This is a genomic window from Actinomyces dentalis DSM 19115 (genome assembly GCF_000429225.1).
Lineage (GTDB): Bacteria > Actinomycetota > Actinomycetes > Actinomycetales > Actinomycetaceae > Actinomyces > Actinomyces dentalis.
This window is the reverse complement of record NZ_AUBL01000019.1, coordinates 38,554-59,736: the sequence shown is the minus strand read 5'-3', so window position 1 is coordinate 59,736 and position 21,183 is coordinate 38,554. Positions and strand designations below refer to the sequence as shown.

Here is a 21,183-nt window from a genome sequence, read left to right as displayed (position 1 = left end):
CCCGGCCTCAGCGCCTCAGGCACCCCGGCCCGAGCAGGGCCTTGATGTCGGAGTAGAAGGCCGGTGAGGCCTCCACGCTCAGGCTGCCCGACAGCTGGGTGCGCACCTCGCGCCCCGGACTGGTCAGGGTCAGGCGCACCGCGCTCATCCCCGGGTGCTTCTCCAGCACCGACTTGAACCGCTCGACGAGCGGCCCCGTGCACCGGTTGGTCGGCAGGGTGATGGTCACCGCCTCGTGCGCGGCGCCGGAGACGTCCGGGATCGTCATCTCCTGGGCGTACAGCGCCACCTGTCCGTCGCGGCGGTTGAGGCGCCCGCGCACCGTCACCACCGTGTCGGGGGCCAGCATCGTCGAGACCGTCTGGTAGGTCGCCGGGAAGAACAGGGCCTCGATGCTCCCGCCCAGGTCCTCGATCTGGGCGATGGCCCACAGGTTGCCCTGCTTGGTGGTCTTGCGCGTGAGCGAGGTGATGAGGCCGGCGACGGTGACCGTGGCGCCGTCGGGCCGCTCCTCGTCGTCGAGCAGGTCGGCGATCTCGACGTCGGCGAGCCGGCCGAGCACCCCCTCCAGCCCCAGCAGCGGGTGGTCGGAGACGTACAGGCCCAGCATGTCGCGCTCGTAGGCGAGCTTGTCCTTCTTGTCCCACTCGGGCAGGTCGGGCACCTCGGAGGAGAAGACCGGGCCGGAGCCGAACGGGGAGTCGGCGCTGGCCCCGCCCGCACCGCCCGCCCCGTCCATGAGGGAGGCGAACAGGTCGAACTGGCCGGCCGCCTCGTTGCGCTTGACCCCGATGATCTCGTCGACGAAGTCCTCGTGGCAGGCCTGCAGGGCGCGCCGCGACTTGCCCAGGGTGTCGAAGGCCCCGGCCTTGATGAGGGAGTCGATGGTGCGCTTGTTGCACACGACGGCGGGCACCTTGTCGAGGAAGTCCTCGAAGCTGGCGAAGGCGCCCTTGGCCTCGCGGGCCCCCACGATGGCGTCGACGACATTGGCCCCCACGTTGCGCACGGCGGCCAGGCCGAAGCGGATGTCCTCCCCGTCGGCGGAGAACTGGGCGCGCGAGGCGTTGACGTCGGGGGGCAGGACCCGGATGCCCATGTGGCGGCACTCGCCCAGGTAGACGGCGAGCCGGTCCTTGTTGTCCTTGGTGGAGGTCAGCAGGGCCGCCATGTACTCGGTCGGGTAGTGGGTCTTGAGGTAGGCCGTCCAGTAGGACACGACGCCGTAGGCCGCCGAGTGGGCCTTGTTGAAGGCGTACTTGGCGAAGGGGACGACGACGTCCCACAGGGTCTTGACGCTCTCCTTGGAGAAGCCGCCCGCCACCATGCCGGCCTCGAACTCGACGAACATCCTGGCCAGGATGTCCATCTTCTTCTTGCCCATGGCCTTGCGCAGGGCGTCGGCCTTGCCCATGGTGAAGCCCGCCAGGTCGGTGGCGATCTTCATGACCTGCTCCTGGTAGACGATCAGGCCGTAGGTGGCCCCCAGGATCGGCTCGAGGGCCTCCTTGAGCTCGGGGTGGATGGGGACGATCTCCTGGAGCCCGTTCTTGCGCAGGGCGTAGTTGGTGTGGGACTCCGCGCCCATGGGCCCGGGCCGGTACAGGGCGCTGACGGCGGAGATGTCCTCGAAGTTGTCGGGCTTCATCAGCCGCAGCAGGGTGCGCATGCCGCCGCCGTCGAGCTGGAAGACGCCCAGGGTCTCCCCCCGGGAGAGCAGCTCGTAGGTGGCCCGGTCGTCCAGCTCGACGTGGTCGATGTCCAGCGGCTCCTTGCCGTTGGCGACGATGTTCTCCAGGGCGTCGGAGATGACGGTGAGGTTGCGCAGCCCCAGGAAGTCCATCTTGAGCAGGCCCAGGTGCTCGCAGGTGGGGTAGTCGAACTGGGTGATGACGGCCCCGTCCTGGAGGCGCTGCATCATGGGGATGATGTCGATCAGGGGCGCGCTGGACATGATGACGGCGCAGGCGTGCACGCCCCACTGGCGGGTCATGCCCTCCAGCCCCTTGGCGAGCTCGACGATCTTCTGCGCGTCGGGGTCCTCGGCGTGCAGGGCGCGGAACTCCTGGGCCTCGCCGTAGCGCTTGTCGGCGGGGTCGAACATGCCCTTGATGGTGATGTCCTTGCCCTGGACGGTGGGCGGCATGGCCTTGGTGAGGCGGTCGCCCACCGCGTAGGGGTAGCCCATGACGCGGCTGGAGTCCTTCAGGGACTGCTTGGCCTTGATGACCCCGTAGGTGACGACCTGGCTGATCTTGTCCGAGCCGTACTTCTGGCGCACGTACTCGATGACCTCGTCGCGCCGGCGCTCGTCGAAGTCGACGTCGATATCGGGCATGGAGATGCGCTCGGGGTTGAGGAAGCGCTCGAAGATGAGCCCGTGGCGCAGCGGGTTGAGCTCGGTGATGCCCATGGCGTAGGCCACCATGGACCCGGCGCCCGAGCCGCGGCCCGGCCCCACGCGGATGCCGCGGGACTTGGCCCAGTTGATGTAGTCGGCCACCACCAGGAAGTAGCCGGGGAAGCCCATCTGGGTGATGACGCCGATCTCGTACTCGGCCTGCGCCCGGCACTCGGCGGGGATGTCGCCGTTGAAGCGCCGCTCCATGCCCCTCCAGCACTCGCTGACGAACCACGACTCCATGGTCTCGCCCTCGGGCACGGGGAAGGCGGGCATGAAGGAGGCGCCCTCGTCGACGGTGCGGAAGTGGACGTCGCACTGCTCGGCCACGAGCAGGGTGTTGTCGCAGGCGCCCGGCATCTCGCGGAAGAGCTCGCGCATCTCGCGGCCGGGGCGCAGGTAGTAGGTGTCGCCGTCGAACTTGAAGCGGTCGGGGTCGGTGAGCACCGAGCCGGAGTTGATGCACAGCATCGCGTCCTGGACGGTGCGGTCCTCGGGGCGCACGTAGTGGGAGTCGTTGGTGGCCAGCAGGGGCGCGCCCAGCTCGTCGGCCAGGCGCAGCAGGTCCCTGGTGACGCGCCGCTCGATCTCCAGGCCGTGGTCCATGAGCTCGACGTAGAAGAACTCGCGCCCGAAGATGTCCTGGAGCTCTCCCGCGGCGCGCCGGGCCTCCTCCCACTGGCCCAGGCGCAGGCGCGTCTGGACCTCGCTGGAGGGGCAGCCGGTGGAGCCGATGAGGCCGGCCGAGTAGCGCGAGAGCAGCTCGCGGTCGATGCGCGGGGCCTTGCCCCACTGGCCCTCCAGGGAGGCCCAGGAGTCCATGCGCATGAGGTTGTGCAGGCCCTCGTCGTTGCGCGACAGCAGCGTCATGTGCGTGTAGGAGCCGCGGGCGGAGACGTCGTCGCTCCTCTGGGACTCCTCCCCCCAGAACACGCGGGTCCTGTCGAAGCGGGAGGTGCCCGGCGTCATGTAGGCCTCCACCCCGATGATCGGCTTGATCCCGGCGGCGGTGGCGGCGGCGTAGAACTCGTAGGCGCCGAACATGTAGCCGTGGTCGGTGATGGCCAGGGCGCTCTGCCCCAGGCGCTTGGCCTCGGCGATGTAGTCCTTGATCTTGCCGGCGCCGTCGAGCATGGAGTAGTCGGTGTGGACGTGGAGGTGGACGAAGTCGTCCCTCGGGGCTGCGTCTTCCTGACCGGTCGTCTGCGCCATGGGCCCATCCTAGTGGGCCGACGCCGCCCGGCCGGTCGGGCCCGACGCCGGTCGGCTCCGGCGGCGCGGGACGGCCGGTCGACGGCGGGGCCCTGCGGGGCGCCGACTGCGGCGGGTCTCCCGGGCGGAGTCGGCGCGCGCGGCGGGGCCCTACGGGGCGCCGACGCCGCCGGGCAGGGTCCGCGCCATGTCCCGGTGCCAGATGCCGGCGTCGAGATAGCGCCCGCCGCCCGCCGCCCGGTAGCCGCAGCGCTCGTAGAAGCCCATGGCCCGCTCCTGGGCGGACAGCACCACCGTGAGCCCGGCGCCACCCGGGGCGGGCGCGGCCGAGTCGGCGCCCCTCAGCGCGGCGTCCTCGAGGGCGGCGACCAGCCGCGCCCCCAGCCCGGTCCCGCGGGCGATCCGGCGCACGGCGAGCCGCCCCAGGTGGACCCGGTCGGGGCGGGCGGGATCGCGGAGCAGGCGGCCCGCCCCCAGCGCAGCGCCGTCGGCGCCCGCGGCCAGGACGTGGATCGTCGTGGCCAGGAAGTCGCGGGCGTCGATCTCCTGGACGAAGGGGACCGCCTGCTCGCCGACGAAGACCTCCAGGCGCACGTCGGCGATCCCCCGGCGCACCCCATCGAGCGCGGGATCGGCGTCGTCGCCCCGCGCGGTGACGAATCCCACGGGCGCGACGACGGCCCTCGCCGGGGTGATGTCGAGGTCGGGCAATCCGGGTCGGGCGGTCATGGGGCTCCTCGGGCGTCGGCGCGCGCGTCAGGGGTGGGTGGTGCGCAGGACCTCCAGGGCCCGGACGAGATCGGCGGGGTAGTCGGAGCGGAAGACCATCCACTCCCCCGTGATCGGGTGGGCCAGGGCCAGTTCGCGGGCGTGCAGCCACTGGCGCCCCAGGCCCGTGCGCGCGCTCAGCGCCGCGTCCGCCCCGTAGGTCCCGTCCCCCGCGCAGGGATGGCCCACGGCGGCCATGTGCACGCGGATCTGGTGGGTGCGGCCGGTCTCGGGGCGGACCCGCACGAGGTCGGCCAGGGGCATGGACTCGACGACGTCGTAGTGGGTGACGGACTCGCGCCCGCCGTCGACGACCGCCATCCTCCACTCCCGTCCCGGGTGGCGGCCGATGGGGGCGTCGATGGTCCCCGAGGCCGGGTCGAGGTGCCCCTGCACGACGGCGTGGTAGACCTTGTCCACGGCGCGCTCGCGGAAGGCCCGCTTGAGCACCGAGTAGGCCCGCTCCCCCTTGGCCACAACCATGGCGCCGGAGGTGCCCACGTCCAGGCGCGAGACGATGCCCTGGCGCTCCGCGGCGCCGGAGGTCGCCACCCGCACCCGCATGGCGGCCAGGGCCCCCAGCACGTCGGGCCCGTTCCAGCCCATGGAGGGGTGGGCGGCCACCCCGGCTGGCTTGTCCACGACGATCATGTCCTCGTCCTCGAACAGGACGCCTATGCCCTCCACCGGGGTCGGCGCGGGCCGCACCGGACGCGGGCCCGGCAGCTCGACCTCGAGCACCGCCCCCTCGGGCAGGCGCTCGGACTTGCTCAGGGCGGCGCCGCCCAGCCGGACGTCGCCGCGCCCGCACAGCTCGCCCACCCGGGAGCGCGACAGGCCCGTCATGCGGGCCAGGGCCACATCGACCCGCTCGCCGACGAGCCCGTCGGGCACCGGCAGGAGCCTCGGGCTCATGCACACCGCTCCGGCCCGTCGGGCTCGTCGGGCGCCGAACCGGGCGTCCGGCCGGACGCCGGGGGCGGTGCGGGATCCTCCGCGCAGTGCGCCGCCCGCCCGGCGCCGCCGGGGTCGTCGGGACCATCGGCCGCCGCCGCGGGCCCGGGCGACCCCGCGGGCTCGGCCGCCGCCGCGGGCCCGGGCGCCGCGGGCAGTTCTCCCCGGTCCGGCGGCCCGTCGAGCACCGCCCGCGCGGCCGCCCTGCCCTCGGCGTCCCCGGCCGCCCGGCTGCCGTCGACCTCGAGCCCGATGAGGGACAGGCCCACGATGGCCACCGCGGCGCCCACGATCGCGATATCGGCGATATTGCCGACGAAGAGGCCGCCGTAGTCGATGAAGTCGACGACGTGGCCGCGGAAGATCCCGGGCGCGCGCGCGAGCCGGTCGATGAGGTTGCCGACGGCGCCGCCCAGCACCAGCCCGAGCGTCACGGCCCACCACATCGAGCCCAGGCGCTTGGACACGCGCACCACGATCGCGGTCACGACGATGGCGACGATGGAGAAGATCCACGTCTGACCCGTGGCGAAGGAGAAGGCGGCGCCGGGGTTGCGCACCAGGACGAAGCCGAGGGCGCCGCCCATGACGTCGATCCTGCGCCCGTCGGCCAGGGCGCCCGTCGCCCAGGCCTTGGCGGCCTGGTCGACGACGACGACGGCCAGGGCGACGATCCACAGGACGCTCATGTGCAGGCTCGGGCGCCCGGGGCGGATCCGGGCGAGTCCGGCGGCGCGCCGGCCGCGGGGCGCCGCCGGCGCGGGCGGGTGGGTCTCGGATGAGGGTGGCATGGATCCTTCCAGCGGGGGACGACGAGGGCGGCGCCCCTGCTGGGGTCGCCGCCCTCGCGATGCTCAACGGGGGATACCGCGAACGGGCGCGGCGAGCTCCGGACCGCTCCGGGACCCGCTCAGAGAGCCGGAGCCTGGCTCTCCGAGGCGTCCTCGACGGTGTTGAGGAGGTTGTGCAGGTAGCTCTTGAGGCGGGTGCGGTAGTCCGCCTCGAAGCGGCGCAGCTCGTCGATCTTGTGCTCCAGGCCGGAGCGCTCCTTCTCGAGCTGGGCCAGGGTGCGGTTGCGCTGGTCCTCGGCCTCGCGGACGATCTGCTCGCCGGTGGAGCGGGCCTCGGCGATGATGCGCTCGCCCTCCGCCTTGCCGTTGGCCACGTGCTCGTTGTGCAGGCGCTGGGCCAGTTCGAGCATGCCGGAGGCGGCGGCGGGCTCCTGCGGCCCGCCGGGCTGGATGGCCGGGATCGGAGCGGAGTCGACGCGGTCGACGACCACGGTCTCCTGCGCGGCGACGGCGGAGGCCCTGCCGGTCTCGCCGAGCTCGGCGACCCGCTGGTTGGCGGCCTCGAGCTTGGCCTTGAGGTCAGCGTTCTCAGCCTCAAGCTGACGCATGGCCTCAACGACCTCGTCGAGGAACTCGTCGACCTCATCCTGCTCGTAGCCCTCGCGGAACTTGGTCGCCTGGAATTTCTTGTTGAGGACGTCGTCTGCCGTCAGAAGCGTCATTCTCGTCACCTCGGTGTCGTTACGGAAGCTGTCACGAGCACCAGGTCGCCAGGTACTCATGCGGACAGAGTACCTGAAACTCGAGGTTCAGGAGTGATTGATGAAGCAAGAGTGCCGTGCGTCATGCCACGCAAGGGGCGTTGGAGCGAGGACGCCGCTCGCCGGGATGCCACGGACGGGAGTAGCCTGATGGGTCAGGCGAAGCGGACCAGGGCGCCCAGCAGGTACTGGATCACGATGATCGCGGCGTACAGGGCGAGGAAGCTCAGGTCGATCCCCACCCCGCCCAGCCGCAGGCCCGGGACGAGGCGGCGCAGCCGGTTCAGGGGCGGGTCCGTCAGCGCGTAGACGACATTGCCCGCCAGCAGGACGACCCCCTTGGGGCGCCACCGGCGGGCGAAGATCCCGACCCAGTCCAGTACCACCCGCCACAGCAGGACGAGCAGGTACAGATTGAGCACGCTCTGAAGGATGACGACGATGTACGTGATGACGCTCACGAATCGCCGCCGCTCAGCCCTGGTTGGCGAAGCGGCCGCGCGCCTGGGCGGCGACGTCCCCGCCGTCGATCTCGACGCTGGCGGGCGTCAGGAGGAACACGCGGGGCGTGACCCGCTCGATGGCCCCGTGGAGGCCGAAGACCAGCCCGGCGGAGAAGTCCACCATGCGGCGGGCGTCGGACTCGTTCATATTGGTGAGATTCACAATGACGGGGACGCCGTCGCGGAAGGACTCGCCGATGACGCGGGCCTCGTTGTAGGTGGAGGGGTGGACCGTGACGATGCGGCGCAGGTCGGGCACGGCGACCGGGGCCGCGGCGTCGGGCTCCTCGTAGGAGTCGTAGTCGTCGAGCTGCTCGCTCTCGCCGTCGGCGAATTCCTCGGCGTAGGTCTCATCCGCGGTGTGGTGGTAGGTGTCCTCGTAACCGTCGTCGTCCCCGGTGGGCTCGGCGTAGCCGAGGAAGCTCGTCATCTTGCGCAGCGCGCTCATGGTCTCTCGCTCCTGTGTCCTGCCGGTCCCTCTCGGTCCGGGCATGCCAACGACGCTAGCGGGGCGGCGTCGTCACCGGGACGATTGGCGACGGCGTGTCCCGGGTGGAAGGGCACAAAGCGATCACTGTCCCACCCCGTCCGTCGGCGCCGCGAGCGCCGCGCCGACGATGCGCCCCGTGGTTCCGTCGCGCCGGTGGGAGTAGAAGCGCCGGTCCTCGTAGGTGCACCAGCCCGGCCGGTCGATCCGCCGCACCCCGGCCCGGCGCAGTTGGGCCACGACGCCGGCGGCGATGTCGAGGCCCGGCGTGCCCCACCGGGTGAGGGCCGCGCAGGCGGGCTCGCGGGCGGCCGCCTCCTGGAGCATGCGCTCGGGGACCTCGTAGCAGGAGCCGCAGATGGCCGGCCCGATGGCGGCCCACAGCCCGGCCGGGTCGGCCCCGAGCCCGGCCATGGCCTCGACGGCGGCCGTCACCACGCCGTCGAGCATGCCGCGCCGCCCGGCGTGGACGGCCGCCACGATGGTCCCGTCGTCGGCGGCCAGGAGCAGGGGCACGCAGTCGGCGACCATGACGGCCGCGCCGGCCGGGCGCCGGGCGGCCGGGGAGGCGCGCGAGGAGAGCACGAGCGCGTCCGCCGCGGGGGCGTCGTCGGGGCGCGTCTGGAGGCGGGCGCGGGCGACGACGGCGGAGTGGATCTGGTTCATCCAGGCCAGGCCCGGCGGCCGCGGTCCGGCTCCGGCCCGGCGCCCCGGCCCCAGGCCGAGGGCCTCCTCCAGCCGGCGGCGGGCGCGGCCGACCCGCGCCGCGTCGTCGCCCACGTGCAGGGCCAGGTTGAGTCCGGCGTAGGGGTCCTGGGCGCTCACGGGCGGGGCCCCCGCGCCGCGGGTGGTGAAGCATCCGCGGGCGCGGGGGCCCAGTGCGGCGGCCAGCAGCTCGACGGCGGTCCCCTCGGGGGTCTCGTCGTGCCGGCCGGTGGTGCTCACGGGGCGTCTCAGCGCAGGAAGTCCGGCAGGTCGATCTCGTCGTTCTGCTGCGGCTCGATGCCGATGACGCGCGGCACCTCGAGCTCGGGGGCGGCCTGGGTGGTGGCCTCGTCGACGTAGGCGGGGACCTCGCTGGTCCTGGGCGCCTCCCGGGGCGCGGCCGCGGGCGGCAGTGGGGTGACGACCGGCCGGGGCACCGGGCGGGTCACGGGGTTGGCGGCGGCGTGCGCTCCGCCGCGGCTGGGGGCCGGGGCGGGCGAGGCGGCGCTGTGGCGGGGGGAGGGTCCGCCCAGGACCCCGTCCGGCTTGCGGTCCGGGGCGGCGCTGTGGCGGGGGGCCGACACGTCCCGGAGATTGGCGGTGGACACGGGCTCCTCGTCGAAGCCGGCCGCGATGACCGTCACGCGCACCTCGTCGCCCAGGGCGCCGTCGACGACGTTGCCGAAGATGATGTTGGCCTCGGGGTGGACCGCCTCGCGCACGAGGTTGGCGGCCTCGGAGATCTCGAACAGGCCCAGGTCGGAGCCGCCCTGGAAGAAGAGCAGCACGCCGTGGGCGCCGTCGATGGAGGACTCCAGCAGCGGGGAGGCGATGGCCTGCTCGGTGGCGGCCAGGGCTCGGCCGTCGCCGGCGGCCGAGCCGATGCCCATGAGGGCGCTGCCGGCGTCCTGCATGACGGATTTGACGTCGTTGAAGTCGACGTTGATCAGGCCGGGGGTGGTGATGAGCTCGGTGATGCCCTGAACACCTTGGAGGAGGACCTGGTCGGCCTGCTTGAAGGCGTCGACGACGCTGATATTGCGGTCGGCGATCTGCAGGAGGCGGTCGTTGGGGATGACGATGAGGGTGTCGACCTCCTCCCTGAGGTTGTGCACGCCGTCCTCGGCCTGGGTGGCGCGGCGGCGGCCCTCGAAGGCGAAGGGGCGGGTGACCACGCCGATGGTCAGGGCGCCCAGCTCGCGGGCGACCCGGGCGACGACGGGGGCGGCGCCCGTGCCAGTGCCGCCGCCCTCGCCGGCGGTGACGAAGACCATGTCCGCGCCCTCCAGGGCCTCGCGGATGTCGTCCTCGTGGTCCTCGGCGGCCTTGCGCCCGATGGAGGGGTCGGCGCCGGCGCCCAGGCCCCGCGTGAGGTCCCGGCCGACGTCGAGCTTGGTGTCGGCGTCGGACATGAGCAGCGCCTGGGCGTCGGTGTTGACGGCGATGAATTCGACGCCGCGCAGACCGGCCTCAATCATGCGGTTGACCGCATTGACGCCGCCACCGCCGACACCCACCACCTTGATGACTGCCTGGTAGTGCTGGGATTCCGCCACTGTTGCCTCCGCCGTAGTCCGAGCCCGTGGGCTCCCCTCAACCCTTAACCTCAAGTTAAGGTTCATACTTATGTCATTCACGCGATGACGAACCCAACGCTAGGGGCCCGCGGGGCCCGGCGCACGGATTTGGGTGCGGCGTGTTCCCCCCGATCGGGATGTCGTCAGGACGTCGTGGGCGCATGCGGGCTGGAGACGTCGTAGACGGAGGCCCGCTGGGACAGCAGGACCTTGAGCACCCGGGCCTTGAGGGCCGACTCGGAGGCGTCCCCCCACCGCACCCGGGCGCCGTCGGAGAGCACGAGGGTGACCTGGCCGGTCGCCCCGGCGCTGCCCCGGGCGACCCGCGCGAGGGTCTCCGCGTCCAGGCTGCCGACCACGCCGGTGACCGCGGACACCGCCCGGGCGTCCGGCTCGGCGCCGTCCTGACCGGCGATCATCACCAGGCCGGAGGGCGGGGCGGGGACCGTCTCCAGCACGACGGCCTCGGAGTCGAGCACCTCGTAGCCCTGCTCGACCTCGTGGACGGCGATGGGCCGGCGCATGGTCAGGTCGACCCTCACGCCGTGCGGCCAGGAGCGGGTGACCCGCGCCGTGCGCACCCGCACCAGGGAGTCGGCCACCTCCCGCCCCACGGCGGCCGGGTCCAGGCGCACGAGCGAGATCCCCTCGTGGGCCGCGACGACCCGCTGCACGTCGGCGGCCTGGACCGTCCCGTCGGAGCCGGTGACGGTCACGTCCCCGGACCGCAGCGCCAGCAGGGGCGAGAAGGCCGCGGCCCACACCAGGACGGCCGCCGCGCCCAGCAGCCCCAGCGCCGTCCCCAGGCGGTGCAGCCGCAGCGTGCGCAGGGCCCGGCGGCGCTCGGACAGCCGCTCGGTCAGGCCCGAGGACACGACCCGGTCCCGTCCGCGGCCGCTCTGGCGCGCCGCGGGCTCGACGTCGCGCCGCCCGAACAGCGCCAGGGCCCCGGTCTGCGGGGAGTCGGCCGACGAGCGCCGCGGCTCCAGGCCCTGCGGGGCCGCCTGCGCCCCCTCGTCCGGCGTCCCCGCCGCCCGGCGGGTCGGGCGGTTCCACTCCCCCGACGGGACGGGGACCTCGGGGCGCGGCGCGTTCGGCTTCCTCACGCCCCCTCCCGGGGCGCGCGGGCGGCCAGGCGCTCCAGGACGACGCCGGCCAGCTCGGTCACGTCGCCGGCCCCGACCGTGAGCACCAGGTCGCCGGGGCGGGCCTCGTCGGCGATCAGCCGGGCGGCCGCCCGCCCGTCCGCGAGGTAGCGGGCCCCGCCGGGGACCCGGTCGGCCACGGTCGCGCCGGTGACGTGCGGGAAGTCCTCCTGGGTCTCGCGCGCCGGGTAGACGGGGGCCACGACCACCTCGTCGGCCAGGCCCAGGGCGGCGCCGAAGCGGGGGGCGAAGGCCTCGGTGCGGGAGAACAGGTGGGGCTGGAAGAGGACCAGGACCCGCCCGCCGCGCTCGCCGGCGACCCGGCGGGCGGTGCGCAGGAGGGCCTCGATCTCCGTGGGGTGGTGGGCGTAGTCGTCGACGACGCGCACGCCGTCGGCCTCGCCGCGGTCCTCGAAGCGCCGCCCGGTCCCGCCGAAGGCGCCCAGCGAGCGCGCCATGAGCGCCGGATCCACCCCGAGCTCGATCCCGGCGGCCCAGGCGCCGGCGGCGTCGAGGGCCACGTGGTCCCCGGGCACGTTCAGCTCCAGGGGGATCGGGCCGGTGACCGCGCAGTCCTCGGGGCGCACCGGGCCGGGCCCCCCGCCCGTCGTCTCGTCGCTCCACAGGGTCAGGGTCGCGCTGGTGCCGTCGGCGCGGCGCTCGGTGATCTGCACGCGCACGTGGGCGTCGTCGACGAGCCGCCCGTCCCCGCCCTCGCCGGGGCCGCGCACGCCGTAGGTCGTCACGCTCACGCCCCACTCGGCCGCCGCCCGCGCCAGGCGCGCCCCGCCGGGGTCGTCGGCGCACACGATGAGGCGCCCGCCGGGCCGCAGGCAGTTGCGCGCGAAGTCCAGGAAGGCCCGCTCGAAGGCCTCGGGGGTGCCGTAGTTGTCGAGGTGGTCGGGCTCGACATTGGTGACGACCTCGATGAGCGGCTCGTAGTTGAGGAAGGAGCGGTCGGACTCGTCGGCCTCGGCGATGAAGGCGCGCCCCGCCCCCACGTGCGCGCCCGTGCCCAGGGCCCGCACCACCCCGCCGATGGCGAAGGAGGGGTCCCTCCCGGCGACGGTCAGGGCCTCGGCGAGCATCCCGGAGGTCGTGGTCTTGCCGTGCGCGCCCGCCACCGCCACGAAGTCGCGCCCCCGCGCCGCCAGGGCCAGGGCCTGGGAGCGGTGGACGACCTCCTGGCCCCGCGCCCGGGCCGCCGCCAGCTCGGGGTTGGTCTCCTTGATGGCCGTCGAGACGACCACGACCGCCCCGGCGGGCACGTGCGCGGCGTCGTGGCCGACGCTCACGCCCACGCCGATGCGGCGCAGCCGGTCCAGGGCGGGCCCGTCGTGGCTGTCCGAGCCGGTGACCGCCGCCCCCTCCTCGGCGAGCAGTTGGGCGACCACGCTCATGCCGGCGCCGCCGACCCCGATGAGGTGGAAGCTCCGGCCGCTCAGCGGGGCCTGCGACGGGACGGGGGCGGCGCTCATGCCTTCCTCCTGGGGGACGGGGAGCCCTCGCGGGCCACGGTGCGGATGAGGTCGGCCAGGCGGCGGGCGCCGTCGCGCACGCCCGTGGAGGCGGCGGCGGCGGCCATGGCCCCGCGCTCGGCGGGCCGCGTGAGCAGGGCGGTGAAGTCCACGACGTCCGCGGCGGTGAGCCTGGCGTCGGCCACCAGGCGGCCTCCCCCGGCGGCGACGACGTCGGCGGCGTTGAGGCGCTGCTCGCCGTTGCCGATGGGCAGCGGCACGTAGAGGGCCGGCAGGCCCAGGGCGGTCAGCTCGGCGACCGTGCCGGCGCCGGAGCGGCAGATGACCCCGTCGGCGCAGGCGTAGGCCTGCTCCATGGCCACCAGGTAGTCGAGCACGTGGTAGCGCTCGGCCAGGCCGGGGTCGGCGCCGTCGGCCACGGCGGCCTCGACGGCGGCGCGCACCGGGCCGTCCTTGTCGCGCCCCGTCAGGTGCAGGACCTGCAGGTCCGGGCTCAGGGACGGCAGGGCGGCGGCGAGCACCTCGTTGAGGCGCTGGGCCCCCAGCGAGCCGCCGGTGATGAGCACGGTGGGGGCCCGCGGATCCAGGCCGAGCGCGGCGGCGCCGGAGCGGCGGGCGGCCGCGGCGCCGTCGGGCTCGGCCAGGCGGGCGACCAGCTCGCCGATCGCGGGCCGCAGGGGCAGGCCGGTGACCTCGGTGCGGCCCTTGGAGGAGCGCAGGGGCGTGGAGGCGAAGGTCAGGGCGACGGCGGCCGCCCAGGAGGCGCCCAGGCGGTTGGCCAGTCCCGGGCGGGCGTTCTGCTCGTGGATGACGACGGGGACCCCGGCCCGGCGGGCCGCCAGGTAGGCCGGGGTGGACACGTAGCCGCCGAAGCCGACGACGACCTGGGCGTCCACCGCCTCGATGGCCTCGCCGGCGGCCCCCACCGCCCGGCTCAGCCGGCGCGGCAGCATGAACAGGTCGCCGGTGGGCCTGCGGGGCATGGGCACGCGCGGGACCACGGCCATGTCGAAGCCTGCCTCGGGCACCAGGTCCGCCTCCAGGCCCTCGGCGGTGCCCAGGACGAGGATCCCGGTCTCCTCCCGGCCGCCCAGGGCCGGGTCGCGCAGGGCGGCGGCGGTGGCCAGCAGCGGGTTGACGTGGCCCGCGGTGCCGCCCCCGGCCAGGAGCACGCGCGGGGCCGGGACGGGGTCGAGGGGCTCCGCCCCGGGTGGTGGGGTCTCAGGCACGATTCCTCCTGCGGGTCGAGATCACGGCCAGGGTACGGCGTACGGCTCCGCCGTGGGTGGCGAAGGCGCGCTCCGCCCCCGGCTCGTGGCGGGCGAATGACAGCAGCACCCCGATGGCGGTCAGGACGAACACGAGCGAGGAGCCGCCGGCGCTGATGAGGGGCAGGGGCACGCCCAGGACCGGGAGGATCCCCACGACGACCCCGATATTGACCAGGGCCTGCCCGATGATCCAGCACATGATGCCGCCGGTGACCACGCCCACGTACAGGTCCTGCGAGCGGCGCATGATGCGCAGGCAGCACCAGCCGACGACGGCGAACAGCCCGATGACCAGGATGGTGCCCACGAGCCCGAACTCCTCGCCCAGGACGGCGAAGACGTAGTCGGAGTCCGCCTGCGTGAGATAGCCCCACTTCTGGCGCGACGAGCCGGGCCCCACGCCGGCCCAGCCGCCCGTGCCCAGGGCGTAGCGGCCGTGGAGGGGCTGGTAGCCCACGTCGAGGGGGTCGGCGGCCTCCGGGTGGAGCCAGGCCATGATGCGCGCGCGCCGGTTCGCCGACAGCATGGTCGCCCCGCCGAAGGCGACCAGCCCCGCGGCGAAGAGCCCGACGAACCACGTCTTGCCCAGGCCGCCCATCCACAGGGCGCCGGCCATGAGCAGGGCCAGGATGACGACCGTGCCCAGGTCGCCGCCGCGCATGACCAGCCCGATCGCCGCCCCCGCGGGCGCGAAGACGAACAGGACGACGCTCCACCCCCCGCGCAGCCGCTCCTTGTGGCGGGCGGCGACCCAGCCGATGTACAGGGCCAGGGCCAGCTTGATGAATTCCGAGGGCTGGGCCTGGCCGACGACCGGCAGGCGCACCCAGTTGCAGTTGCCCCCGGCGCAGGTGGCCAGGGAGGGCACCAGGACCAGGCTCTGGAGCACCGCGGCCAGCAGGAGCGCCGGCACGGCCAGGCGCTGGAGCCAGACGCGGTCGATGCGGGAGGTCGCCACCATCGCCGCCAGCCCCACCCCGGCGATGACCAGGTAGCGCAGGAAGGCGGTGAAGGCGCTGCCCCCGCCGGCGGCGATGGTCACCGACTGGACGGAGAAGACCATGATGAGGCCGAAGGTGAGCAGGAAGAGCGTGGAGATGAGCAGCGCGTAGTAGCTCAGGGCGGCGTGGGCCTGGCCGACCGGCCCGTCGGGGCCGATCAGGCGCGCCCACAGCCGGGACCGGCCCCGGCGGACCGGCCCGGCCGGCCGCCCGCCGGAGGGCTCCGGCGGGTCGTCGTCCCGGCGCGGCGCCACGCTCACGCCCCCGCGGCTTCGACCAGGCGCGCCGCGGCGGCGGCGAACAGGTCGCCCCGCTGCGCGTAGGAGCGGAACTGGTCCCAGGAGGCCGCGGCCGGCGCGAGCATGACGGTGTCCCCCGGCCGGGCGAGGCGCCCGGCCGCGCGCACCGCGCCCTCCATGACCTCCTCCGGGGCGCCGTCGGGCACCCGCACGACGCTCACGCCGGGGGCCTCCTCCTCCAGGGCGGCCAGGACCCGGTCCGGCTCGGCGCCGACGACGACGGCCGCCCGCAGCCGGGTGCGCACGGCGGCGACGAGCGGGCGCAGGTCGGCGCCCTTGGTGTCCCCCCCGACGATCCACACGCAGCCGCCCTCGGGCAGGCCGGACAGGGCCGCCCGGGCGGAGTGGGCGTTGGTGGCCTTGGAGTCGTCGACCCAGGTCACGCCCCCGCCCCGGGCGACGGTGGCGATCCGGTGGGCGCCCGGCGCGAAGGCCCGCAGCCCCTCGGCCACGGCGCCGGGGTGGTCGGCGAGCGCCCCGTGGGCCAGGGCCAGGGCCGCGGCGGCCAGCGCGTCGGCGACCAGGTGCGCCGGCAGGCGGTCGACCCGCCCGCCCGGCGCCAGGTGCGCCAGGTCGGCCAGGGAGGCCAGCTCGCGCCCGGCGCGGCGGCGGTCGGCGCACCAGGCCCGGTCGACGAGCGCGTCGGCGACCAGGCCGAGCCGGCCCGGGGTCGGCGCGCCCAGCGTGAAGCCGATGGCCCGGCAGCCCTCGGCGACGTCGGCCCCCTCCACCATGGCCAGGGTCGCCGCGTCGGCGACGTTGTAGACGGCGGCGCGCCGGGCGCGGGCGTAGACGCGGGCCTTGTCGGCCGCGTAGGCCTCCATCCCGCCGTGCCAGTCGAGGTGGTCGGCGGCCACGTTGAGGCAGGCGGCCGCCAGGGGGCTGAGCGTGCGGGTGGTGTGCAGCTGGAAGCTGGACAGCTCCACGGCCAGCGCGTCGGCCCGGCCCTCGGCGACGACGGCGACGGTGGGGACCCCGATATTGCCCACGGCCGGGGCCCTCAGGCCCGCCGCGCCCAGCATGGCCGAGAGCATCCCCACGGTGGTGGTCTTGCCGTCCGTGCCGGTGACGGTCAGCCAGGGCACCTCGGGGCGGGTGGCGCGCTGGAGGCGCCAGGCCAGCTCGATCTCGCTCCAGGTCTCCAGGCCCGCCCGCCCGGCCCGGCGCAGCACGGGCCCGGTGGCGGGGACCCCCGGGGAGACGATGAGCAGGTCCAGGCCCGCCTCGCCCACGGCCGCCGCCACGGCCTCGTCGGATCCGGCGACGGCGGACACGACCGGCCCGCCGGGCCCGACCCGCACGTCGTCCAGGGCCTCCTCCCGCGTGTCGAAGACGGCGATCCGGGCCCCGTAGGCGCCCAGGACGTCGACGACGGCCAGGCCGGTGCGACCCAGCCCCACCACGCCCACGCGGGCCCCGGCCAGGTCGGCCACGACGTCGATGCTGCTCACGTTCCCCTCACTGCTGCTCACTGCTGCGGCTGGAAGCGCCCGGCCGGTCGGGTGCGGGTCCGGCGCCCGGACCCGCACCCGACCGTAGACGGGCCGGGCGCGGGCGCGCGGCAGACGCGCCGCGCCCGGACCCGCACCCGGCCGCGGACGGGCCGGGCGGTCAGGACACCAGGTACTCGGCGTAGAACAGGCCCAGGCCCGCCACGACGCACACGCCGGCGATGATCCAGAAGCGGATGACGACGTTGACCTCCGTCCACCCGCCCAGCTCGAAGTGGTGGTGGAGGGGCGCCATGCGGAAGACCCGCCTGCCGGTGGACTTGAAGGAGGCGACCTGGATGACGTCGCTCATGACCTCGGCCAGGAAGAGCCCGCCCAGGACGACGGCGAGGAACTGCGTGCGCGTGAGAATCGACAGGCCCGCCAGCGCCCCGCCCAGGGCCAGCGAGCCCGTGTCCCCCATGAAGATCTTGGCCGGGGAGGCGTTCCACCACAGGAAGCCGAAGCAGGCCCCCATGAGGGCGGCTGCGATCATGGCCATGTCGCGCGGGTCGCGGGTCTGGTAGCACAGCCTGGCCACGACGTCGAAGTGGCGGTAGGTGCACGACTGGTTCGTCTGCCACACGCCGATGAGGGTGTAGGCGCCGAAGACCATCGCCGAGCTCCCCGCGGCCAGGCCGTCGAGGCCGTCGGTGAGGTTGACGGCGTTGGACCAGGCGGTGATGAGGAAGTTCGCCCACAGGACGAACAGGACCAGGCCCGCCCCCGCCCCGGCGAAGGCCAGGTCGATGTTCGTGTCGCTGGCGAAGGAGACGCGGGTGGAGGCGGGGGTCAGGCCGTTGCGGTCGGCGAAGCGCAGGGCGGTCACCGAGAAGGTGATCCCGATCAGGGCCTGCCCGGCGATCTTCTGCCAGGCCCGCAGCCCCAGGGAGCGCTGCTTGGAGATCTTCTCGAAGTCGTCGAGGAAGCCGATCAGCCCCAGGCCCACGATGAGGAAGAGCAGCAGGATCCCGCTCGCCCGGGGGGTGCGCAGCTCGATGAGGTTGGCGGCCCCGTAGCCGAGCACGGTGGCCAGGATGATGACCAGCCCGCCCATGGTGGGGGTGCCGCGCTTGGTGAAGTGCCCCTGGGGGCCGTCCTGCCGGATGAACTGGCCGTACTCGCGCCGGTGAAGGAAGCGGATGAGCAGCGGCGTGCCCAGGAGGGCCAGCAGGAGCCCGACGGCGGCCGCGACGAGGATGGCGGTCATCGCTGGGCGCCCTCCTCGGACCGCTCGACGAGGAAGTCCGCCAGCCGCCACGCCCCCGAGTCGTGCGACCCCTTGACCAGGACCGCGTCGCCGTCGCGCAGCGGGGAGTGCTCCGAGCCCAGCAGGTCCAGGGCGGCATCGGCGTCGGCGACCTGGAGGGTCTTGATGCCGGCGGCGCGGGCCGCCTGGGCCGCGGGCGCGGCGCCGCGACCGATCGTCAGCAGCAGGGCAGCCCCCGCCTGCACGGCGAGCTCGCCGGTGCGGGCGTGGTCGGCGGCGGAGGAGTCCCCCAGCTCCAGCATCTCCGAGACGATCACGACCCGCCGGCGCTCGCCGGCCAGCGCAGGCAGGGCGTCCAGGGCGGCGGTCATGGAGTCGATGTTGGCGTTGTAGGAGTCGTCGATGAGGAGGATCCCCAGGCTGTGGCCGTTGAGCCCGGCCAGCTCCAGCTCGCGCACGTCCATGCGGTGCGGGCTCTCGCTGACGGCCCGCCCCAGAGCCGCGGCGACGGCCTCGGGCCTGACCCCGGCGGCCAGGGCGAGCCCGGCGGCGCCCAGGGCGTTGGTCACATTGTGGACGCCCGGCAGGCCCAGGCGGACCCGGGCGGGCGCGGACAGCCCGGGCAGGTGCAGGTCGATCACCGGGTGGGCGCCGTCGTCGAGCTCGACGAGGTCGGCGCGCAGGTCCGCCCGGGCGTCGCCGGTGGCGGAGAAGGTCAGGACCGGCCCCGGCGCGAGCTCGCCCATGGCGGCGGCGCGCTCGTCGTCGAGGTTGACCACGGCGGTGCCGGTGGGCAGCAGGCCCTCGATGATCTCCGCCTTGGCGCGGGCGACGCCGTCGAGGGAGCCGAAGCCGTCCATGTGGGCGTGGCCGACCACGAGGACGGCGGCCGCGTCCGGCGGGGCGATGGAGGTGAGGTAGGCGATGTGCCCGGGCGCGGAGGCCCCCATCTCCAGGATGAGGAAGCGGGTGGTCTCGTCGGCCCTCAGGACGGTCAGGGGCAGGCCGATCTCGTTGTTGAAGCTGGCGGCCGGGGCGATCGTGGGGGCCTGGGCCGCCAGGATCTGGCGGGTCAGGTCCTTGGTGGTGGTCTTGCCCACGCTGCCGGTCATGGCCGCGACGGTCAGCGCGCGGCCGTGCTCGGCGGCGCGCTCGCGCAGGTCGGCCAGGTGGGCGCGGGCCAGGCGCCCGAGCGCCTCGACGGTGTCGGACACCGTGATGAGGTTGAGCGAGCCCGGGGCGAGCCCGGCGTCGGCCAGGGCGGAGCGCACGCCGTCGAGGTCGTGCACGAGGGCGGCCACGGCCCCGGCGCGCGCGGCGGCCGGCACGAACTGGTGCCCGTCGTCGTGCTCGCCCGCGATGGCCACGAAGAGGCCGCCCGGGGCCACCTTCCTGGAGTCGGTGAAGACGCCGGTCACGGTGGTGGCTCGCACCGAGTCCGCGGTGCCCTGCGCCGCGTGAAGCACGCCGCCGCACATGGCGACGATCTCGAGCAGGTTGCGGGTCATCATGCTGGCTCCTCCTCAGCGGGCCATTTGGCCTCCACCGCCTCCCGCATGACGGGGGCGTCGTTGTAACGGATGAATTCGTCTGCGATCTCCAGGAAGGGCTCGTGCCCCTTGCCGGTGACGATGACGGTGTCCTGCGGGCCGCACAGCTCGACGCCGCGGCGCACGGCGTCGCCGCGCCAGGTGGTGATCTCCTCCACGTCCCTCATATCGGGGCGCACGGAGCGCACGCCGGCCAGAACGGCGTCGCGGATCGTCTGGGGGTCCTCGCTGCGCGGGTTCTCATCGGTGACGACCAGGACGTCGGCCAGGCGCGCGGCGATGGCGCCGAGCATGGGCCGCTTGCCCCGGTCGCGGTCGCCGTCGGAGCCGAAGACGACGATGAGGCGCCCCGGCGTGATCTGGCGCACGGCCTTGAGGGCGAGCTCCATGGCGTCGGGGGTGTGGGCGAAGTCGACGATGCAGGTGCCGCGCACGCCGTCGCGCCGGCTGATGCGCTGCATGCGCCCGGGGATGTTGTGGGCGCCGGCCAGGGCGGTCACGGCGGTGCCGGCCGGGACCCCGGCGCGCAGGGCCATGACCAGGGCCAGGGCGGCGTTCTGGACGTTGACCAGGCCGGGCAGGGGGCAGGAGGCCTCGATGCGCTCGGCGTCGGGGCCGTGGAGGGTGAAGGTGGTGGCGGCGTCGGTCATGGACACGGCGGCGTCGCTCACCCACCAGTCGGTCCCCCGGGCGGGGTCGCCCTCGACCGGGTAGGCGCGCACCCGGTCGAGGCCGATGAGGCCCGCCCCGGCGATGCGCTCGGCCAGCCGGGCGCCCCACTCGTCGTCGACGCACACGACGCCGCGGCGGGCGTGCTCGGGGGTGAACAGGCGGGCCTTGGCGTCGAGGTAGCCCTGCATGGTCTTGTGGAAGTCGAGGTGGTCGCGCTGGAGGTTGGTGAAGCCGGCGACGTCGACCGCGAAGCCGTCCAGGCGGTGCAGGACGATGGCGTGGCTGGAGGCCTCCAGGCTCGCGGCCCCCACGCCCTCCTCGACGGCCAGGGCCATCATCCGCTGCAGGACGGGGGCCTCGACGGTGGTGCGCGGGGACTCCACGGACAGGCCGCCCACGCGCAGCTCCACGGTTCCGGCGACCATGCAGCCGCCCAGGTGCGCGGCCAGGATCGCGTCGAGGAAGTAGGAGGTGGTGGTCTTGCCGTTGGTGCCGGTCACCGCGGTGGTGGTCAGGCGGCGGGCCGGGTGGTGGTAGATCCGCGCCGCCAGTGGGCCGACGACGGCGCGCGGGTCGGGGTGGGTCAGGACCGGCAGATCCGGCGCCTCGCGGCGCACGATCTCGGCCCCGGCCTCGTCGGTCAGGACGGCGACGGCGCCGGAGTCCGCCGCCTCGGCGGCGAAGAGGGCGCCGTGCCGCTTGAAGCCGGGCAGGGCCGTGAAGAGCTCTCCGGCGGCGACGTCGCCGGAGTCGACGCTCACACCGGTGACGAGGATCTCGGGCAGGCGGGAGGGATCGATCCGGCTCGCATCCAGGGCGAAGCATTCGGCCAGGTCGTTGAGCGCGGTCGGGGTGCAGCGCTGCGGGCGCAGCGCGGCAGCCGACTCGTAGGCGTGGTTGCTCATGTC

Annotated in this window: 17 protein-coding genes; all 17 read right to left on the bottom strand. The window is 74.5% G+C overall.

Features of this window, described 5'->3' with window-relative positions; translation table 11 throughout:
* Positions 1–7 precede the first annotated feature (7 nt).
* The 17 genes from dnaE to G446_RS0105725 all read right to left on the bottom strand — a co-directional run bounded on the left by dnaE (position 8) and on the right by G446_RS0105725 (position 21,180).
* Positions 8–3,613: a DNA polymerase III subunit alpha gene (dnaE, locus tag G446_RS0105805; RefSeq protein ID WP_026409448.1), complete on the bottom strand. Its 3,606-nt coding sequence runs from the start codon at positions 3,611–3,613 to the stop codon at positions 8–10.
* A 150-nt stretch (positions 3,614–3,763) separates the two neighbouring features.
* Positions 3,764–4,342 (bottom strand): GNAT family N-acetyltransferase, encoded by a 579-nt coding sequence (locus tag G446_RS0105800; RefSeq protein ID WP_026409447.1) that lies wholly within the window; start codon positions 4,340–4,342, stop codon positions 3,764–3,766.
* Between the two features lie 27 nt (positions 4,343–4,369).
* A complete protein-coding gene (locus tag G446_RS0105795) occupies positions 4,370–5,296 on the bottom strand; it encodes an RluA family pseudouridine synthase (RefSeq protein WP_026409446.1) in 927 nt (308 codons plus the stop codon).
* Positions 5,293–6,126, bottom strand: a complete 834-nt coding sequence (gene lspA / locus G446_RS16215; protein ID WP_084779025.1) for a signal peptidase II — start codon at positions 6,124–6,126, stop codon at positions 5,293–5,295. Before lspA ends, G446_RS0105795 begins: the two co-directional genes overlap by 4 nt.
* Positions 6,127–6,245: 119 nt before the next feature.
* The gene (locus G446_RS0105785) at positions 6,246–6,848 is read right to left on the bottom strand and encodes a DivIVA domain-containing protein (protein WP_026409445.1); all 603 of its coding nucleotides are present in this window, start codon (positions 6,846–6,848) and stop codon (positions 6,246–6,248) included.
* A 194-nt stretch (positions 6,849–7,042) separates the two neighbouring features.
* Entirely contained in the window at positions 7,043–7,348 is a 306-nt protein-coding gene (locus G446_RS0105780; protein ID WP_026409444.1) for a YggT family protein, read from the bottom strand.
* Between the two features lie 13 nt (positions 7,349–7,361).
* Positions 7,362–7,838 carry a cell division protein SepF gene (locus G446_RS0105775; protein ID WP_026409443.1) on the bottom strand — a complete coding sequence of 159 codons (477 nt, stop codon included), beginning with the start codon at positions 7,836–7,838 and terminating at the stop codon, positions 7,362–7,364.
* Between the two features lie 123 nt (positions 7,839–7,961).
* Complete coding sequence (locus G446_RS0105770) at positions 7,962–8,822, bottom strand: purine nucleoside phosphorylase YfiH/LACC1 family protein (RefSeq protein ID WP_051285690.1); 861 nt, start codon at positions 8,820–8,822, stop codon at positions 7,962–7,964.
* A gap of 8 nt (positions 8,823–8,830) precedes the next feature.
* Positions 8,831–10,138, bottom strand: a complete 1,308-nt coding sequence (gene ftsZ / locus G446_RS0105765) for a cell division protein FtsZ (protein ID WP_026409441.1) — start codon at positions 10,136–10,138, stop codon at positions 8,831–8,833.
* Positions 10,139–10,302: 164 nt separating this feature from the next.
* Positions 10,303–11,265 (bottom strand): cell division protein FtsQ/DivIB, encoded by a 963-nt coding sequence (locus G446_RS0105760; RefSeq protein ID WP_026409440.1) that lies wholly within the window; start codon positions 11,263–11,265, stop codon positions 10,303–10,305.
* Positions 11,262–12,782 (bottom strand): UDP-N-acetylmuramate--L-alanine ligase, encoded by a 1,521-nt coding sequence (gene murC, locus G446_RS0105755; protein WP_026409439.1) that lies wholly within the window; start codon positions 12,780–12,782, stop codon positions 11,262–11,264. The genes G446_RS0105760 and murC overlap by 4 nt, the downstream gene beginning before the upstream one ends.
* Positions 12,779–14,011: a UDP-N-acetylglucosamine--N-acetylmuramyl-(pentapeptide) pyrophosphoryl-undecaprenol N-acetylglucosamine transferase gene (locus tag G446_RS0105750; RefSeq protein ID WP_026409438.1), complete on the bottom strand. Its 1,233-nt coding sequence runs from the start codon at positions 14,009–14,011 to the stop codon at positions 12,779–12,781. The genes murC and G446_RS0105750 overlap by 4 nt, the downstream gene beginning before the upstream one ends.
* Positions 14,004–15,314: a peptidoglycan glycosyltransferase FtsW gene (locus tag G446_RS0105745; RefSeq protein WP_245574600.1), complete on the bottom strand. Its 1,311-nt coding sequence runs from the start codon at positions 15,312–15,314 to the stop codon at positions 14,004–14,006. Before G446_RS0105745 ends, G446_RS0105750 begins: the two co-directional genes overlap by 8 nt.
* The gene (murD, locus tag G446_RS0105740; RefSeq protein ID WP_026409436.1) at positions 15,311–16,804 is read right to left on the bottom strand and encodes a UDP-N-acetylmuramoyl-L-alanine--D-glutamate ligase; all 1,494 of its coding nucleotides are present in this window, start codon (positions 16,802–16,804) and stop codon (positions 15,311–15,313) included. Before murD ends, G446_RS0105745 begins: the two co-directional genes overlap by 4 nt.
* Before the next feature lie 160 nt (positions 16,805–16,964).
* Complete coding sequence (gene mraY / locus G446_RS0105735; protein ID WP_026409435.1) at positions 16,965–18,053, bottom strand: phospho-N-acetylmuramoyl-pentapeptide-transferase; 1,089 nt, start codon at positions 18,051–18,053, stop codon at positions 16,965–16,967.
* Positions 18,050–19,564, bottom strand: coding sequence for a UDP-N-acetylmuramoyl-tripeptide--D-alanyl-D-alanine ligase (locus G446_RS0105730; protein ID WP_026409434.1), 1,515 nt, complete (start codon positions 19,562–19,564; stop codon positions 18,050–18,052). The genes mraY and G446_RS0105730 overlap by 4 nt, the downstream gene beginning before the upstream one ends.
* The gene (locus G446_RS0105725) at positions 19,561–21,180 is read right to left on the bottom strand and encodes a UDP-N-acetylmuramoyl-L-alanyl-D-glutamate--2,6-diaminopimelate ligase (RefSeq protein WP_026409433.1); all 1,620 of its coding nucleotides are present in this window, start codon (positions 21,178–21,180) and stop codon (positions 19,561–19,563) included. The genes G446_RS0105730 and G446_RS0105725 overlap by 4 nt, the downstream gene beginning before the upstream one ends.
* Positions 21,181–21,183 lie beyond the last annotated feature (3 nt).

Excerpts from the sequence above, each read along its gene's own strand:
- murC (WP_026409439.1), bottom strand. The coding sequence starts at position 12,782 with ATGAGCGCCGCCCCCGTCCCGTCGCAGGCCCCGCTGAGCGGCCGGAGC.
- G446_RS0105730 (WP_026409434.1), bottom strand. The coding sequence starts at position 19,564 with ATGATGACCCGCAACCTGCTCGAGATCGTCGCCATGTGCGGCGGCGTG.
- G446_RS0105800 (WP_026409447.1), bottom strand. The coding sequence starts at position 4,342 with ATGACCGCCCGACCCGGATTGCCCGACCTCGACATCACCCCGGCGAGG.
- G446_RS0105785 (WP_026409445.1), bottom strand. The coding sequence starts at position 6,848 with ATGACGCTTCTGACGGCAGACGACGTCCTCAACAAGAAATTCCAGGCG.
- dnaE (WP_026409448.1), bottom strand. The coding sequence starts at position 3,613 with ATGGCGCAGACGACCGGTCAGGAAGACGCAGCCCCGAGGGACGACTTC.
- G446_RS0105725 (WP_026409433.1), bottom strand. The coding sequence starts at position 21,180 with ATGAGCAACCACGCCTACGAGTCGGCTGCCGCGCTGCGCCCGCAGCGC.
- G446_RS0105795 (WP_026409446.1), bottom strand. The coding sequence starts at position 5,296 with ATGAGCCCGAGGCTCCTGCCGGTGCCCGACGGGCTCGTCGGCGAGCGG.
- lspA (WP_084779025.1), bottom strand. The coding sequence starts at position 6,126 with ATGCCACCCTCATCCGAGACCCACCCGCCCGCGCCGGCGGCGCCCCGC.
- mraY (WP_026409435.1), bottom strand. The coding sequence starts at position 18,053 with ATGACCGCCATCCTCGTCGCGGCCGCCGTCGGGCTCCTGCTGGCCCTC.
- G446_RS0105775 (WP_026409443.1), bottom strand. The coding sequence starts at position 7,838 with ATGAGCGCGCTGCGCAAGATGACGAGCTTCCTCGGCTACGCCGAGCCC.